We start from the raw sequence: 15,114 nt of genomic DNA, 5'->3' as shown, positions 1-15,114 counted from the left end.
AGAACCCATGCGAGCCATCATTCTTGCGGCAGGCCTCGGCTTGCGCCTGCAACAACCGCCCGAGGCGCAGTTCCCGAAGTGCCTGCTGCGCTTCGACGACGTGTCGCTGCTCGAGCGCCATCTGCGCGTACTCGACGCCGCGGGCGTCGACGAGATCGTGCTCGGGCTGGGCTTCCAGCACGAGAAGGTCGAGCAGGAATTGAAGCGCCTTGGCCGCCGGGCCGAGATCGTGATCAACGACCGCTACGACCTCGGCAGCGTGCTGACCGTGCATACCGTCGCCGATGCGATGACGCGCGGCGGCGACGTGCTGCTGATGGACGCCGACGTGCTGTATGACGAGAACATCCTGCATGCGCTGGTGGCCGATGCCGACAAGGCGGTCGACCGCCTGCTGATCGATCGCGACTTCGAAGCCGGCGACGAGCCCGTCAAGCTGTGCCTGAAGGACGGCGTGCCGGTCGAGCTGCGCAAGCAGCTTGCAGTCGATCTCGACTACGACACGATCGGCGAATCGGTCGGCTTCTTCCGCTTCACCGAAGGCACCGCGCGCCGCCTCGCGACGATCGTCGCGGGCTACGTCGACAGCGGCCGCGCGAACATGCCGCACGAAGAAGCCGTGCGCGACCTGCTGCTCGAAGGCGGTCACTCGTTCGACGTCGCCGACGTCACCGGCTCGCCGTGGATCGAGATCGACTTCCCGAACGACGTCGCTCGCGCCACGCAGGAAATCCTCCCCCTGATTCAACGCACTACCGCAGGAGTCGCACGATGAACGCACGCGAACCCAATTTCACCGAATCGCGCAGCGCACGCCTGCGCCGCATGCTCGTCAGCAGCGACCTCGAATTCCTGATGGAAGCGCACAACGGCCTGTCCGCGCGGATCGTCCGCGAAGCCGGCTTCAAGGGCATCTGGGCATCGGGCCTCGCGATCTCCGCGCAGTTCGGCGTGCGTGACAACAACGAGGCGAGCTGGACCCAGGTCGTCGACGTGCTCGAATTCATGGCCGACGCGAGCGACCTGCCGATCCTGCTCGACGGCGACACCGGCTACGGCAACTTCAACAACGTGCGCCGCCTCGTGAAGAAGCTCGAGCAGCGCGGCATCGCTGGCGTCTGTATCGAGGACAAGCAGTTCCCGAAGACCAACAGCTTCATCGGCGGCGAGCGCCAACCGCTCGCGGAAATCGACGAGTTCTGCGGCAAGATCAAGGCCGGCAAGGATTCGCAGACCGATCCCGACTTCTCGATCGTCGCGCGTGTCGAAGCGCTGATCGCCGGCTGGGGGATGGACGAGGCGCTGCGCCGCGCGAACGCGTATGCGGAAGCCGGCGCCGACGCGATCCTGATCCACAGCAAGCTGTCGCGCCCGGACGAGATCCTGCAGTTCGCGCGCGAATGGAGCGGCAAGGCGCCGCTCGTGATCGTGCCGACCAAGTACTACAGCACGCCGACCGACGTGTTCCGCCAGGCCGGCATCAGCACCGTGATCTGGGCGAACCACCTGATCCGCGCGTCGGCCTCCGCGATGCAGGCGACCGCACGCGAAATCCACGAGAGCGAAACGCTGATCAACGTCGAAGACCGCGTTGCCTCGGTCAACGAGATCTTCCGCCTGCAGGACGCCGACGAATACTCGGCGGCCGAGCGTATCTACCTGTCGTCGTCGTCGCGCGCGTCGAACGCGGCGATCGTGCTCGCCGCGAGCCGCGGCAAGGGCCTCGAAGCCGTGACCGAAGACAAGCCGAAGGTCATGCTGCCGGTCGCCGGCAAGCCGCTGCTGCGCTGGCTCGTCGACGGCTTCAAGACGCACGGCGTGAACGACATCACCGTGGTCGGCGGCTATCGCGCCGACGCGATCGACACGTCGGGCATCAAGCTCGTCGTCAACGAACGCCATGCACAGACGGGCGAACTCGCATCGCTCGCCTGCGCGGCCGACCGCCTGACCGGCGACACCGTGATCTCGTACGGCGACCTGCTGTTCCGCAGCTACATCGTGCGCGACCTCGCGGAGAGCGAAGCCGAGTTCAGCGTGGTGGTCGATTCCTCGCTCACCGAGACCAACCAGAGCGTGCGCGATTTCGCACTCTGCTCCGCAGCAGACGATCGCGGCCTGTTCGGCCAGAAGACGTACCTGCAACGCGTATCGAGCGACGTCGCCGCAGGCACGCCGCACGGCCGCTGGATCGGCCTGCTGAACGTGCGCGGCGCCGGTGTCGATCGCCTGAAGGCGATGCTCGCGACGCTGCAGGCGCGCCCTGATTTCGACACGCTCGACATCCCGTCGCTGCTCAACGAACTGATCGCCGCCGGCGAGAAGATCGAGGTGCAGTACGTGCACGGCCACTGGCGCGGCGTCAACGATCTCGAAGACTTCCGCCGCGCGGGCGACTTCGCGCACGGCCAGACGCCGCTGTCCGAACCGGGTGCCGGCAACGGGGGCGCGCAATGATCGAAGCGGCCCAGTTCGTCGAGGCCGCGCGTGCGCGCGGTTTCGACTGGTACGCGGGCGTGCCCTGCTCGTACCTGACGCCGTTCATCAATTACGTGCTGCAGGACCCGACGCTGAATTACGTGTCGGCCGCGAACGAAGGCGACGCGGTCGCGCTGATCGCGGGCGCGACGCTCGGCGGCAAGCGCGGCATCGCGATGATGCAGAACTCGGGGCTCGGCAACGCGGTGAGCCCGCTCACGTCGCTCACGTGGACGTTCCGGCTGCCGCAGCTGCTGATCGTCACGTGGCGCGGCCAGCCGGGCGTGGCCGACGAGCCGCAGCACGCGCTGATGGGCCCGATCACGCCCGCGATGCTCGACACGATGGAGATCCCGTGGGAGACGTTCCCGACCGACCCCGAACAGGTCGGCCCGGCACTCGACCGCGCGATCGCGCACATGGACGCGACGGGCCGCCCGTACGCGCTCGTGATGCAGAAAGGCAGCGTCGCACCGTATGAACTGAAATCGAACCCGGCCGCGAAGCCGCGTGCGCATGTCGCCGCGCAGTCGTCGCCGCGCGCCGCGTCGGCCGAAGCCTGGCCGACCCGCCAGGACGCGCTGCAGCGCGTGATCGCGCACACGCCGGTCGATTCGACCGTCGTGCTCGCGTCGACCGGCTTCTGCGGCCGCGAACTCTACGCCATCGACGATCGTCCGAACCAGCTGTACATGGTCGGCTCGATGGGTTGCGTGACGCCGCTCGCGCTCGGCCTCGCGCTCGCGCGCCCCGACCTGCGCGTCGTCGCGGTCGACGGCGACGGCGCCGCGCTGATGCGCATGGGCGTGTTCGCGACGCTCGGCACCTACGGCCCGGCCAACCTCACGCACGTGCTGCTCGACAACGGCGCGCACGAATCGACGGGCGGCCAGGCCACCGTGTCGCAACATGTTTCGTTCGCGGGTGTGGCTGCCGCGTGCGGGTATGCATCGGCGGTCGAGGGCGATACGCTGGACGTGCTCGATACGGCGCTTGCTTCGTCGGCCGACGGTGCGCAGTTCGTGCGACTGGCGATCCGCACCGGCGTGCCCGACGGCCTGCCCCGCCCGACCGTCACGCCGGTCGAGGTCAAGACCCGTCTGATGCGGCACATCGGCGCCGCGCAGACCGAAGCCCACGTTGAAGGAGCCCATTGATGCTGCTGCTGAACCCCGGCCCGGTCACGCTCACCGAACGCGTGCGCCGCAGCCTGCTGCAACCCGACCTGTGCCATCGCGAAAGCGAATTCTTCGATCTGCAGGATGAGGCGCGTGCGCGTCTCGTCGCTGCGTATGAGCTTGATCCGGCTGAGTGGACGGCTGTGCTGATGACTGGGTCGGGCACGGCTGCCGTTGAAAGCATGATCGCGGCGCTCGTGCCGAAGGACGGCAAGCTGCTCGTGATCGAGAACGGTGTGTATGGTGAGCGGATTACGCAGATCGCGACGCAGTATGGGATCGCGCATGATGTGCTCAAGCATGAGTGGATGCAGGCGCCTGATCTTGCGCAGATTGGTGCGAAGCTCGACGCGGGTGGGTATTCGCACGTCGCCGTGATCCATCACGAAACGACGACGGGTCGCCTGAACGATCTCGGCGCGATCGCGGAAGTCTGCCGTTCGCGTGGCGTGAAGATGCTCGTCGACGGCGTCAGCAGCTTTGGCGCGGAAGCGATCGATTTTGCCGGTGGCGATATCGATGCTGTGGCTGCCACCGCGAACAAATGCCTGCATGGTGTGCCGGGCGCAGCGTTCGTGATCGTGCGTCGTAGTGCGCTCGCGAAGGCCGCAAGCCGCACTTATTACCTCGATCTCGGTCGTCTCGCGAAGCTGCAGGATCAGCGCAATACGCCGTTCACGCCTTCCGTGCATGCGTATTACGCGCTCGTCGAGGCGCTGCGCGAGTTTGACGAGGCTGGCGGCTGGCGGGCGCGGCATGCGCATTACAAGGCGCTCGCCGATCAGGCGCAAGCCGGGCTCGCGGCGCGCGGGATGCCGCTGGTGCTGCCGGAAGGTGAATCGTCGGTTGTGCTGCGTGCGTATCGGTTGCCGCAAGGGGTGACGTACGAGACGCTGCATGACGGGCTGAAAGCGCGTGGCTTCGTGATCTATGCGGGACAAGGTGGATTGTCGAAGGAGCTGTTCCGGATTTCGACGATGGGCGCGATTCAGGCGGCTGATGTTGAGCGGTTGCTGGAAGGGTTTACGGCGTTGACGCGGTAAGTGGCCATGTTTCCCGCCCGTTAACGGAAAGGCCCTTATGGGCCTTTTTTTGCATCCTTCTTTGTTCCCGCCGAGACTCATGACGACCTCTCCAGACGCAAACCAACCCGCTGCCCAGGATAAAAAGCTGCGCAAGAAAGGAACCCACGGCGGCGACTTCGTCGATCCGCTTGACCCATCGAAAAGAATCGCCGGAACGTGCGTTGGAGTGGGCGATTTTTGGCAATGGGCGTACTCCGACATCGGCAGTGGCACGCTTCGCGGCGACCTCGCCGAATTCCTGGTGCGCACCGCCCTGTTCAGGACTCAACCGGACGCCTATCCGACCAGGAAGGTGATGGATCATGTCGATTTCGAATGGTTTCCTTCCGAGGAAAACTTCGAGCTCGTCGGCGATCGACGGTCGTTCTGGCTGGAGGTCAAGTCGTCCGTACAGCGGATGGACAGCGAGGGTAACGTCGTCGCAAAGGGGAAGGAGCAGTACGGGGTCGAGGAACATGAAGGATGGGATCGTCACAGCCCCGAATTCCCGATCGTCAAGCTCAAACGGCTCTGGGCCGATCTGTATGTGTTCTGCAGGCTCACCGTCAAGGCACCCTACGATCGAATCGAATCCGCGCTCCATTATGCGAACTGGCGCTTCCTCGTCGTGCCCACGTATGCGTTGGTTGAGGAAATCAGGAAGCAACCCGATCCGGAACCCGAGGAAATAGCAAGTAATGAAACTCGCTCGAAACCGGGAAGGAAGCGGACCAAACAGGAATCGTTGATCGACGCATATGTATCAAACCGACAAGACTGGATCGGTTTTTACGACCTGCTGGAAGCGCTCGAGAAACTCGTCAAAAACCCGGAGAGTCTCAAGCTAATCCTCGAAAGAATGAAGGAAAATGAAATGGAGCTGGCTAAAGAAAGATGGCCGTCCAGCAAGGACAAAGCCTCGACCGCCCCTGACCAATAGCCGGTCTATCGACTGCATCGATTCGACGAGCGACAGCCGTCACAATCGACGAACCCGGTTTCCTCCGACCATGAAAGCGCTTCACTTCATTCCGGTGCTGGCGATTGCCGCCGCACCCGCTGTTCACGCCACCGACAGCCAGCCTTGCGGAGACGATACGGTCATGGCCGTCGCCCGCTGGGCCGGCATTGCAAGCGCACGCATCGCCACACGCGACACGAACCGGCTCGTCGTCGCGTCGGCCTGCAAGGTCATGCCAAATGCGCCCGAAACGACGATCGCGGCCGTTGCGTTCGACTCGCTTCCCAAAAGCAAGAGCCCGGACGAAAGCAAAAAGCTGCAGGTCATCGCGCTCGTGGAAGGCAGCAAGGTCGTGGCGGCCGAAAAGTCGGTCGTCGAAGAGGATGCTGCGACGGAAATCGGCGAGAGCAGCTATCGCATCGATACAGCGCCTTACCGGCTGTCGCCCGATGTGCGCGCGTTCGGCGTCGTGTTCACGAGCAGCGCGCGCGGGGCAAGCTGCCCCGACGCCAACGCCAGCGAGGAACTCACGCTCTGGGTGCGCGACGGCAACCGCATCCGTCCGGTGTTCGGCACCAACCTGTACGGGTGGGTCAGCGTCGAGGGCGACGCCTGCGGCCCCGGTGTCGGCGACGCGCGCAGCGAAGAGGCAAGCATGACGATCGCCGTGGAGAAAACATCGAGCCACGGCTTTGCTGATCTGTCGATCACCGCCCATATTACGAAGACGCAGCGCAAGGACGGTGATTATTCGGAGACGGGCAAGCGCACCGCACGCACGATCGTCCACTACGACGGCAAGTCGTACGGAGTCGATATGTTCCGAAACTTCTGGTATTCGCCTGCCGCAATGAAGCGCTTCAAGTAACGCCCAGGCGGGGCACCGCCCCACCCGCCTACTCCGCCACCTTCGCTCCGATCGCCTCGCCCGAAGCCGGCATCCGTAACCCATCGTCACGCTCACGCCGCGCCTCGCGCGCCGAATAACGATCCTTCAACCGCAGGAACGGCTTCTCGACGAGAAAGTAGCTGGCCGTCGCCGCTATCAACGCCCACACGATCCCAAGCGGAAACGCATGCGGAACCCGCAGATCCGGATTCGCAAACGGCTGCTGCCACAGATAAAGACTGAACGAGATCGTGCCGACGAACACAACCGGCTGCGCGCGCAACCACCGCGCACACCAGAACTCGCTGCGGAAATTCAGTACGACGATCACGATTGCGATCAACGCGGCTTCGACCGTCACGCCATAGGTCGCATTCCAGAACCCGCCGAGCCGATGTTCGGCGAACGGCATGCCGATCAGCACGATGACGATGATCGCGGTCACGATGCGCGTCTCGCCACGCCAAGTACGAATCCACGCTTCAAGCCGCTCACGATTGAGCGACACATAACAGCCGATCAGGATCGGATCGACGCCCGTATGCAGCATCATCCCGAGTTGCCCGCGCAACGCAGGCGCCACGAAATACGTCACGGCGCGCACCAGCGGCACGACCATGATCAACGCAGCCAGCCAGCGCGTGCCGCCGCGCCGCATCCCATACACGAACAGCAGCGGCCAGAACCAGTAGAACTGTTCCTCGAGTGCGAGCGACCAGAAATGGCCGAGATACCACGCGCCGTCTGGATGCAGTGCGTTGTCGCCGGTCAGCCCGAACCACGCCGAGTAATTCCACAGGTGCAGCGCCGCATACAGCCACTGCCTGCGGTCGACGTCGAACCAGCCGGTGAAGGCCACGATCGCCACCGCCGCGAGATAGACATAGCAGGCCGGCCAGATCCGCAGCGCGCGGCGCACGTAGAACGACGTCAGCGCGATGCCGCCCGTGCGCGCGAACTCGGCACGCAGCACGTTGGTGATCAGGAAACCGCTGAGGACGAAGAAGATCAGCACGCCGAGCCGGCCGTCGGCGATCAGTCGCAACGGCGCGTACCACCCCGTGTAGCCGCCGGGCAGCACGTGCTCGGCGTGCCCGACCACCACCATCGCGACCGCGACGGCGCGCAACCCGGTCAACTGCGTGACGCGATGGTTCATCGGCTGGTTTCCGTTGGCACGGTGGATGGGCAGCACACCGGCGCCCCGCTTCGGCCCGCCGATATGCCGCCGGGATTTTGTATGAAAAATATCGGAATGAAATTGCTTCAAAATTCCCGATGCCACTCCGGCTCGCAGGCCGCCCCGGCGGGACGCCCGGGGCGGGTGGCGATCGGTTGGCCGTCTGCTGCGGCGCAACGACCCGCAGGCCGCCGCTAAGTCGCGGCGCCGTTTTCACCGGTCGGCTTTCTTCTCCAGCAGCCGGACGTTCTGCTGCGCGACCTGGAGATCCTGCAGCCGATCCACCAGTTCCTCGCAGCCCGTCTTGTCCATCTGGAACGACGTGCCGCACATCGGGCAGCGGACCTCGCTGCTGCCGAGAAAATCCGCCAGCGACAATTTCACCCGCCCGCGTGCGCAAACCGGGCACGCAAAACCCGGCGCGTCGTTCAGCATCTTCTCGCTCGTCTTCATGACTCCCTCCTGGAGTGGTCGCCACCGTCGCCGGTGGCCTGGGTGCCGACGCCGCTTATCTGGGTATTCATGCCCAGCAGCGCCAGCAGGTTGCCGATGCCGGCCGGAATGCCGGCCTGCCCGACTTCGACTTTGGCGCCGATGTTCGCCTCGAGAAACGGCGACACGTCCTCACGCGCGTGGCTGCCGGCCTCGGGCCGGCCACGCGCGAGCATTGCGCTCCAGCGATACCGGCGCGGCGCAGTGTCGTCCGCATCGTCGGGCAGCAGCGGGATCGCGCACGGCGCCTGCACGCGCTCGGCGAGCAGCAGACGCACGCCGAAATCGAACGTCGCGGTCTTCACTCCGAGCAGCGGCAGCGGAATCAGCGACAGCACCGGAACCTGCACGCGGCGCCATTCGGTCTTGTCTTTGCCGACCACCTGTTCGTAGAAGAACGTGATCATCCTCAGTTCGCCGAAGTCGGTGCCATTCGGGTCGCCCGGTTCGCAGACAATGGACGCGTTCTGCACGAAGCCAAACTCGCGGACGTACCGGACGAACTGGCGCGCCGCCATGAAGTCGGCCTCGATCACGGCCTCGATCGGCGCGGCGAACAAGTACTGCAGATCGACGACGGGGCTGATGGAATCGGTCATGGCATCACTCCGTGACGACCAGTTCGTCGCGCTCGCGGCCGCCTTCGCCGACGAGCACCCACTTGTAGTTGCGCAGCTTCGCGCGCAGCGTCAAGGTCTGCACGAATTCGGCCGGAACGCCCTGCAGCGCGGCCGGGTCCAGCGTCACCGCGAGCGACGGCACGCGCGCGGTCTCCGCCTGGATCCGGCGCTGCCGCTCGGCGGCCGCGTCGACCAGGCCGCGCAGCGCCTCCCAGCTCGCATCGACCACCGCGGCGAACGACGCGCGTCCCGCGTCCGTGCGACCGTCTGCGTCGAACACGTCCGCCAGGCTGCCGTCCAGCGACGCATGGAGCACGTCGAGCAGTCGGGCACGCAGCGCATCGAGCGACGGCTCCGTACCGCGCATGGCCTGCGTCAGTATGTCGCCGAGCAGCGCATGCAGGTTGCTGCCCAGCTCGCGCGCGACGCGGGACGAACGCAATGCGTCGATCCGGTCGCGGATCGGGTCGGTGCTCTCACCGGCCGCCCCGCTCGCACCGCGCACGGAGCCGAGCGCGTCGGCGAGATCCCGCAGCAGCAGCGCGCCGGCCTCCGTCGCCAGATCGGCAACGGCGACCTGCGACGGCAGCGCATCGGCCGCCGGCGTATCCGCGTCGAGCCGCGAAGCCCGTTCGTCGCCGTCGGCGCCCGGCGGCACCGCGAAGCGCAGCGTCACGTTCGCTTCGTCGAGCAGGCCGTTCGGCACCGGGAAATACTTGAGCAACGGATCCTCGCGATACTGCACCGCAAGGCGCTTCGAATACAGGTTCGCTTCGTGCTGCGCGCCCGCGAGACTGTCGAGGAACGCGGCGGCGATATCCCGCAGATTGGTCATCGGTGTTCTCCTCTAACCCGCGCCGGCAGGCCGGCGCGGGCGGGTTGTCACATCGGGCGGATCAGGGCTTGGCCTGCAGCGTGATGCTCGTGGACGCGGTCGCGCCGTCGATCGTCGCGTTGACGGTCATGACCGACTTGCTGCTGTCGTCAAGGGCCTTGCAGACGATCTCGACCTGGCCGTTGGCATTCGTCTTCGGCGAATTGCCCTCCACGCTCTTGCCGTTCGCCTCGACCTCGAACGCCGTGCCGCCGGTGTCGAACGTGAAATTCAGCTCGACGTCCACCGCCGGTGTGCCGTCCGGCTTCAGCGCGGTCAGGACGTCCTTGCCGGTGTCCCCCTTGGCGATCGACAGCATCGCCTGCGCGCTCTTGAGCGACGGCGCCGCCGGCGGCGGCAACCGGTGCAGCACGCGCACCGGCACGACGACTGTCTTTGCGTCGGCGTTGCCACCGTCCGGTGCGGGGATCGACGCGGACACCGTCAGGTCGATCGCCTGCGCGGCGACCTCGCCTTCGGCCCAGAACAGGACGGACAACGAACCGTCGCCGTCGGTCTTGAACGACGCGATCTTGCCGGTTTGATCGAACGGGATGGTCGAACCGAACGGCGCCCGACTCATCCGGAACTTGTCGGCGAGCGCAGGATCGATCTGGAACACGACTTGCGTATCGCCGGCGAACAGCCCGCTCGAATTCTGCAGGCGCACCTGCAGCATCTGCTGCTGCGACGGATCGCCGGACATCACGGTCGACAACGCCGGGCTGACCTGCATGTCCCCGTTGCGGCTCGCACCGGTCGCGGCGCTCGACAGGATGTTGAGCACGGTCGCGAGCCCGGCCGGCACGCCGGCCTGCGACGCATGCACGAACACGTCCTGCGTGTACTCGACCGAATAGCGCGAATCCTGCGTCGCCTTCGAATCCTTCTTGCTCGAGTAACTTGCCTTCATCTGCGCCGACAAGCTGAACGGCCCCCAGCCGATCTTGCCCTGCGCCGACAGTTCACCCGCGATCGCCTCCGACTTCGACTCTTCCGACGTCGACGACGCCGCCGCGTTGATGTTCGCCTTGAACTGGATCGTCACTTCGTCGACCAGGATCAGCGGCACCGGCACGATCGTCAGCAGCGGCACGATCAGCTTCACCATCTGCCCGTCCTTCTGGTACAGGAAGGTGACGTTGACGGCCTGCTTCACGCCGTCCTTGTCGGTCGTGAGGCCGACCTTGTCGATGAACTCATAGGTGGATTTCGCGGCCATCGCCTGCGCTGTGATCGCGGCCTGCAACGGGCCGCCGATCAGGGCGCTGTAGTCGATACCGTTCAACAGACTCCGGGCGGACTCGGCCGCCGAATTGTCAACTGGCATGATTGATCTCCTGTGATTCCGGTTCCGCACGCGCCGCCGTGCTGTCCCGCCGGCGCGTGCGGTGCGTCACGCGGCCGCCGCGCCCGATCGGGCGACGGCCGGGCCGGCAGTTACGCTTGCTGCGGCGGCGGGCGCAGGCGAAAGAGGATGCGGCTCGGGCTCAGTTCCGCATCCACCTCGTAGCGCCGCCAGATCGCGAAGCCGATCAGCAGCGCGAACGTGCTGACCGTCGTGACCACCACCCCGCGATAGATCGAGGCGTTCGGCACGCGACGAGGCCGCGGACGCGGCGCGGCATCGCCTTGCGCGTGATCGTCGGCAGTCGTCGACTCGAGCAGCTTCGTCCACTCCTTGACTTGCTGCGGTTCGGTGACATCGACCACGAACGCCGCAGTGGATTGATTGACGAATGTCGCCACCTCGACCTGAGTGGCCGGATCGTCCTTCCAGACAATCACTTTTTCGCTTTCCATTTTTCACTCCTTTTCATGATGAATATCGGGTGAATTCGCCCTCGGAATATCGCGCATTCTCCCGTCCGCGAGCGAATGCAATGCAATATCCGCCCGGCATTCAAATTGCGCCGAATGCGAATACCCCTCAATACCTCCGATTGCGTAGCGAAAATACGGATCACCGGAATCACAATTCGCGACCGATTTTCACCAGACGGGCAAGTTCGTGAATGGACAGCTTGCGCATGATGTTTTCACGATGCTTGCTGATCGTGCGCGGGCTGACATCGAGCAATCTTGCGATTTCCTTGCTCGCGAGACCCGCGCCGATCAGGCGCAGCACATCCCGCTCACGCGGCCCGAGCGCGGCGATCTTCGCAAGGAGAGACGTCGTCCGCGAGCGGCGGCGCGTGTTCGACCGCGTAGGCCACGAGTTGCGCGGTGCCGGTCAGGCCGAGCTTGCGCACGATGTTCGCGCGATGCTTGCGCACCGTCATCGGTGCGGCTCCCAATGCCGCGGCAATCTCCGTACAGCGCATCCCCCGTGCGATCAACGACACGATCTCGCGCTCCTTCCTCGTCAGAGAATCGCTATCCATTCACAATCCCCGGAATTATTTTGATTTCTCATTGATCCGCGACGCATGGCCAGCGTCATGAGTGCATTTCACGTGTGGCACGCACATGAAATACACAGGCATATTGAATCGGAATGCGTGACCGATGCGATGCGTTTTTTTACGGATTTTTTCATTACCGATCGACCACACGGCAGTCGTCCCGCATGCGGGAACCGGAACGCGCCATTTCGACGAGTTGGGCATAATGGCGTACTGCCTTCGGCACCGGCTGCCCTGCGCCCCACCGACCTTTCAATCAGGAAACGTCATGTACCCACCGATCGAACCCTACGCCCACGGCCACCTCGACACCGGCGACGGCCATCGCATCTACTGGGAGCGGTGCGGCAACCCGGCCGGCAAGCCCGCGGTGTTCCTGCATGGCGGCCCCGGCGCCGGCTGCAGCGCCGACCATCGCCGCCTGTTCGATCCGGCGCGCTACGACATCCTGCTGTTCGACCAGCGCGGCTGCGGACGCTCGACGCCGCACGCCAGCCTCGAGAACAACACGACGTGGCATCTGGTCGCCGATATCGAACGCCTGCGCGAGATGGTCGGCGCGGAAAAGTGGCTCGTGTTCGGCGGCTCGTGGGGCAGCGCGTTGTCGATCGCCTATGCAGAGACGCACCCGGAGCGTGTAAGCGCACTGATCGTGCGCGGCATCTTCACGATGCGTCGCGCGGAATTGCTGTGGTACTACCAGGAAGGCGCATCGTGGCTGTTCCCTGATCTATGGGAGAACTTCGTTGCGCCGATTCCGGAAGCCGAGCGCGGCGACCTGATGACCGCCTACCATCGGCGGCTGACCGGCAACGACGAAGCCGTGAAGCTCGAAGCCGCACGTGCGTGGAGTATCTGGGAAGGCCGCACGATCACGCTGCTGCCCGACCCCAAACTCGCCGCGCACTTCGCGGACGGTCACTACGCGCTCGCGTTCGCGCGAATCGAGAACCACTACTTCGTGAACAAGGGCTTCGTCGAGGAAGGCCAGTTGCTGCGTGACGCGCATCGCCTCGCCGGCATCCCGGGCGTGATCGTGCAGGGTCGCTATGACGTCGCGACACCCGCGCGCACCGCATGGGAGTTGTCGAAGGCGTGGCCCGATGCGACGTTCGAGATCGTGCCCGGTGCGGGGCATGCGTACAACGAGCCGGGGATTCTGGAAGCACTGGTCGCGGCGACAGACCGGTTCGCCGCGTAAGCGTCGTCAACGCAATGCAACGCGGTGCGTGCGGCCGTGCCTGTCGGCACGCTCACGCACCGCCCTGTCAAAGCGACGCTTCGACGATCGCCTTGCCGCTGATCGCCCGCTCGACGAGTTGCTCGTCGCCGACCTTGCGGATCGCGTCGTCGAGCAATCCTTCCGGCGCCTCGGTCGCCACCTTCAGCAAGCCCGACAACCCGCGCGCGTCGAGCACCACCAGCGTCTCCATCGAATCCGCACGGCTCACGAGCACGCGGCGCCACGCCGGCCCCGCGCCGAAGCTCGCGCAGAGCGCAATCGTGTCGCTGCCGAGCGTGTAGTCGAAGTTCTTGATCATGATGCGCCGCCGTTGCAAGGGAATGGCGATGCGCGACGGTGCGGCGCCGTGACGTCGACGCACCCGCGCGTGCCGCCGGTGCCCCGGATCGAGTCCGATCCGTTCGCCGGCATGATCATGCTAGGGAAACGCTGATTTATTCGGCTCGGCGGTCATCGCAGACGTAGCCGAGGACGTTTAGAAGACAGCTCACGGAACGGACCCACGACGATGAAGAGGCAGATCGGCTTCGCGGAAGCGGAAATTGCAGGCAAGAAGCGAGTGACGAGGCGCCAACGCTTCCTGGAAGAGATGGAGAAGGTCGTTCCGTGGCAGCGCTTGCTGTCGGCCATCGAACCGCACTATCCGAAGGGCACGCGAGGTCGCCCGCCGATTGGCCTTGAGCGGATGCTGCGAATCTACTTCGTGCAACAGTGGTACGGACTGTCGGACGAAGGACTGGAAGACGCGCTGTATGACAGCATCACGCTGCGAGCCTTCGCCGGCATCGATCTGGCGATCGAGAACGTGCCTGATGCAACCACGCTGTTGAAGTTCCGGCGCCTGCTGATCGAACACGAACTGACACGGAAGTTGTTCGACGAGATTGGCATCTCGCTGTGCGAGCGTGGGCTGATGATGAAGGAAGGCACGCTGGTTGACGCGACGATCATTGAAGCGCCGCCGTCGACCAAGAATGCCGGGAAGAGCCGTGACCCGGAAATGCATCAAACGAAGAAGGGCAACGAATGGCACTTTGGCATGAAAGCCCACATTGGCGTCGACGCCGACTCGGGCCTGATTCACAGTGTGGTTGGCACGGCGGCCAACGTGTCGGATGTATCGCAAGCTCATGCCCTGCTGCACGGGCATGAAGAGCAGGTGTTCGCCGACGCGGGCTACATTGGCGTCGACAAGCGCGAGGAAATGGCGGGCAAGGCCGTGAAGTGGCACGTCGCTGCCAGGCGGGGAAAGATCAAGGCGATGCAAGAAGGAGCGCTGAAGGACCTGGTGATCGCGCTCGAGCGAACCAAGGCGCAGATCCGTTCGCGGGTTGAGCATCCGTTTCATATCGTCAAGAATCTGTTTCAGCATCGCAAGACCCGATACAAGGGCTTGGCCAAGAACACCGCGCAACTGTTCAGCCTGTTCGCTCTGGCGAATCTGGTGATTGCGCGAAATCTGTTGCGATCGGTCCATGGGAGCAGTCCGTCATGCGTATGAAAAATGCGAGCAGGGGAGGCTCGCTTACGCGCCAAATTCACTGAATTGAGCGCCGATTCGCTTCGTCATCCAGAAAATTTGAAGCCATCTCGCCTGCAACTTCGGAAGTTGGTCCATTGATCAGCGTTTCCCTAGGCGTGCAGTATTAACGAAGACTTAAAGCGCCGACGCGATCTCCGCAACGGCCGATGAACCTGATGGGCGTCAAGCCCGCCGACCATCGCACTGA

At 64.6% G+C, this 15,114-nt stretch carries 17 protein-coding genes; 8 read left to right on the top strand and 9 right to left on the bottom strand.

Annotated elements, in window-relative coordinates; translation table 11 throughout:
• The first annotated feature begins 7 nt into the window (after window positions 1-7).
• From CFB34_RS09265 to CFB34_RS09240, 6 genes are all read left to right on the top strand, one after another.
• On the top strand, window positions 8-775 hold the full coding sequence (locus CFB34_RS09265; protein WP_089442775.1) for a phosphocholine cytidylyltransferase family protein: 768 nt from the start codon (window positions 8-10) through the stop codon (window positions 773-775).
• On the top strand, window positions 772-2,457 hold the full coding sequence (gene aepX, locus CFB34_RS09260; RefSeq protein WP_039357130.1) for a phosphoenolpyruvate mutase: 1,686 nt from the start codon (window positions 772-774) through the stop codon (window positions 2,455-2,457). The genes CFB34_RS09265 and aepX overlap by 4 nt, the downstream gene beginning before the upstream one ends.
• Window positions 2,454-3,635 carry a phosphonopyruvate decarboxylase gene (gene aepY / locus CFB34_RS09255; RefSeq protein ID WP_089442776.1) on the top strand — a complete coding sequence of 394 codons (1,182 nt, stop codon included), beginning with the start codon at window positions 2,454-2,456 and terminating at the stop codon, window positions 3,633-3,635. The genes aepX and aepY overlap by 4 nt, the downstream gene beginning before the upstream one ends.
• Window positions 3,635-4,699, top strand: coding sequence for a 2-aminoethylphosphonate aminotransferase (locus tag CFB34_RS09250; protein WP_089442777.1), 1,065 nt, complete (start codon window positions 3,635-3,637; stop codon window positions 4,697-4,699). Before aepY ends, CFB34_RS09250 begins: the two co-directional genes overlap by 1 nt.
• Before the next feature lie 79 nt (window positions 4,700-4,778).
• A complete protein-coding gene (locus CFB34_RS09245; RefSeq protein ID WP_143329512.1) occupies window positions 4,779-5,660 on the top strand; it encodes a hypothetical protein in 882 nt (293 codons plus the stop codon).
• Window positions 5,661-5,730: 70 nt separating this feature from the next.
• Window positions 5,731-6,549 carry a multidrug ABC transporter ATPase gene (locus CFB34_RS09240; protein ID WP_089442779.1) on the top strand — a complete coding sequence of 273 codons (819 nt, stop codon included), beginning with the start codon at window positions 5,731-5,733 and terminating at the stop codon, window positions 6,547-6,549.
• A gap of 28 nt (window positions 6,550-6,577) precedes the next feature.
• Here the strand turns inward: CFB34_RS09240 and CFB34_RS09235 are convergent, their stop codons facing one another.
• From CFB34_RS09235 to CFB34_RS09200, 8 genes are all read right to left on the bottom strand, one after another.
• Entirely contained in the window at window positions 6,578-7,729 is a 1,152-nt protein-coding gene (locus tag CFB34_RS09235) for an acyltransferase (RefSeq protein WP_089442780.1), read from the bottom strand.
• A gap of 234 nt (window positions 7,730-7,963) precedes the next feature.
• Window positions 7,964-8,203, bottom strand: coding sequence for a hypothetical protein (locus CFB34_RS09230; RefSeq protein WP_089442781.1), 240 nt, complete (start codon window positions 8,201-8,203; stop codon window positions 7,964-7,966).
• A complete protein-coding gene (locus tag CFB34_RS09225; RefSeq protein WP_089442782.1) occupies window positions 8,200-8,841 on the bottom strand; it encodes a DUF2589 domain-containing protein in 642 nt (213 codons plus the stop codon). The genes CFB34_RS09230 and CFB34_RS09225 overlap by 4 nt, the downstream gene beginning before the upstream one ends.
• Before the next feature lie 4 nt (window positions 8,842-8,845).
• On the bottom strand, window positions 8,846-9,697 hold the full coding sequence (locus CFB34_RS09220) for a hypothetical protein (RefSeq protein WP_089442783.1): 852 nt from the start codon (window positions 9,695-9,697) through the stop codon (window positions 8,846-8,848).
• A 61-nt stretch (window positions 9,698-9,758) separates the two neighbouring features.
• Window positions 9,759-11,066 (bottom strand): DUF2589 domain-containing protein, encoded by a 1,308-nt coding sequence (locus tag CFB34_RS09215; RefSeq protein WP_089442784.1) that lies wholly within the window; start codon window positions 11,064-11,066, stop codon window positions 9,759-9,761.
• Window positions 11,067-11,176: 110 nt separating this feature from the next.
• The gene (locus tag CFB34_RS09210) at window positions 11,177-11,539 is read right to left on the bottom strand and encodes a hypothetical protein (protein ID WP_089442785.1); all 363 of its coding nucleotides are present in this window, start codon (window positions 11,537-11,539) and stop codon (window positions 11,177-11,179) included.
• Between the two features lie 169 nt (window positions 11,540-11,708).
• Window positions 11,709-11,864: a LuxR C-terminal-related transcriptional regulator gene (locus CFB34_RS09205; RefSeq protein ID WP_236862379.1), complete on the bottom strand. Its 156-nt coding sequence runs from the start codon at window positions 11,862-11,864 to the stop codon at window positions 11,709-11,711.
• Window positions 11,865-11,871: 7 nt separating this feature from the next.
• Window positions 11,872-12,120, bottom strand: a complete 249-nt coding sequence (locus CFB34_RS09200; RefSeq protein ID WP_089442787.1) for a helix-turn-helix transcriptional regulator — start codon at window positions 12,118-12,120, stop codon at window positions 11,872-11,874.
• A gap of 289 nt (window positions 12,121-12,409) precedes the next feature.
• Here CFB34_RS09200 and pip point away from each other — a divergent pair, with 289 nt between their 5' ends.
• On the top strand, window positions 12,410-13,342 hold the full coding sequence (gene pip, locus CFB34_RS09195; RefSeq protein WP_089442788.1) for a prolyl aminopeptidase: 933 nt from the start codon (window positions 12,410-12,412) through the stop codon (window positions 13,340-13,342).
• Window positions 13,343-13,409: 67 nt separating this feature from the next.
• Here the strand turns inward: pip and CFB34_RS09190 are convergent, their stop codons facing one another.
• Window positions 13,410-13,682 carry a hypothetical protein gene (locus CFB34_RS09190; protein ID WP_089442789.1) on the bottom strand — a complete coding sequence of 91 codons (273 nt, stop codon included), beginning with the start codon at window positions 13,680-13,682 and terminating at the stop codon, window positions 13,410-13,412.
• A 210-nt stretch (window positions 13,683-13,892) separates the two neighbouring features.
• Here CFB34_RS09190 and CFB34_RS09185 point away from each other — a divergent pair, with 210 nt between their 5' ends.
• Complete coding sequence (locus tag CFB34_RS09185) at window positions 13,893-14,885, top strand: IS5-like element ISBmu2 family transposase (RefSeq protein WP_006412423.1); 993 nt, start codon at window positions 13,893-13,895, stop codon at window positions 14,883-14,885.
• Window positions 14,886-15,114: the final 229 nt, after the last annotated feature.

The organism is Burkholderia sp. HI4860 (genome assembly GCF_002223045.2).
GTDB lineage: Bacteria > Pseudomonadota > Gammaproteobacteria > Burkholderiales > Burkholderiaceae > Burkholderia.
The sequence above is the reverse complement of the archived record's forward strand: the minus strand, read 5'-3'. Positions and strand labels throughout refer to the sequence as shown.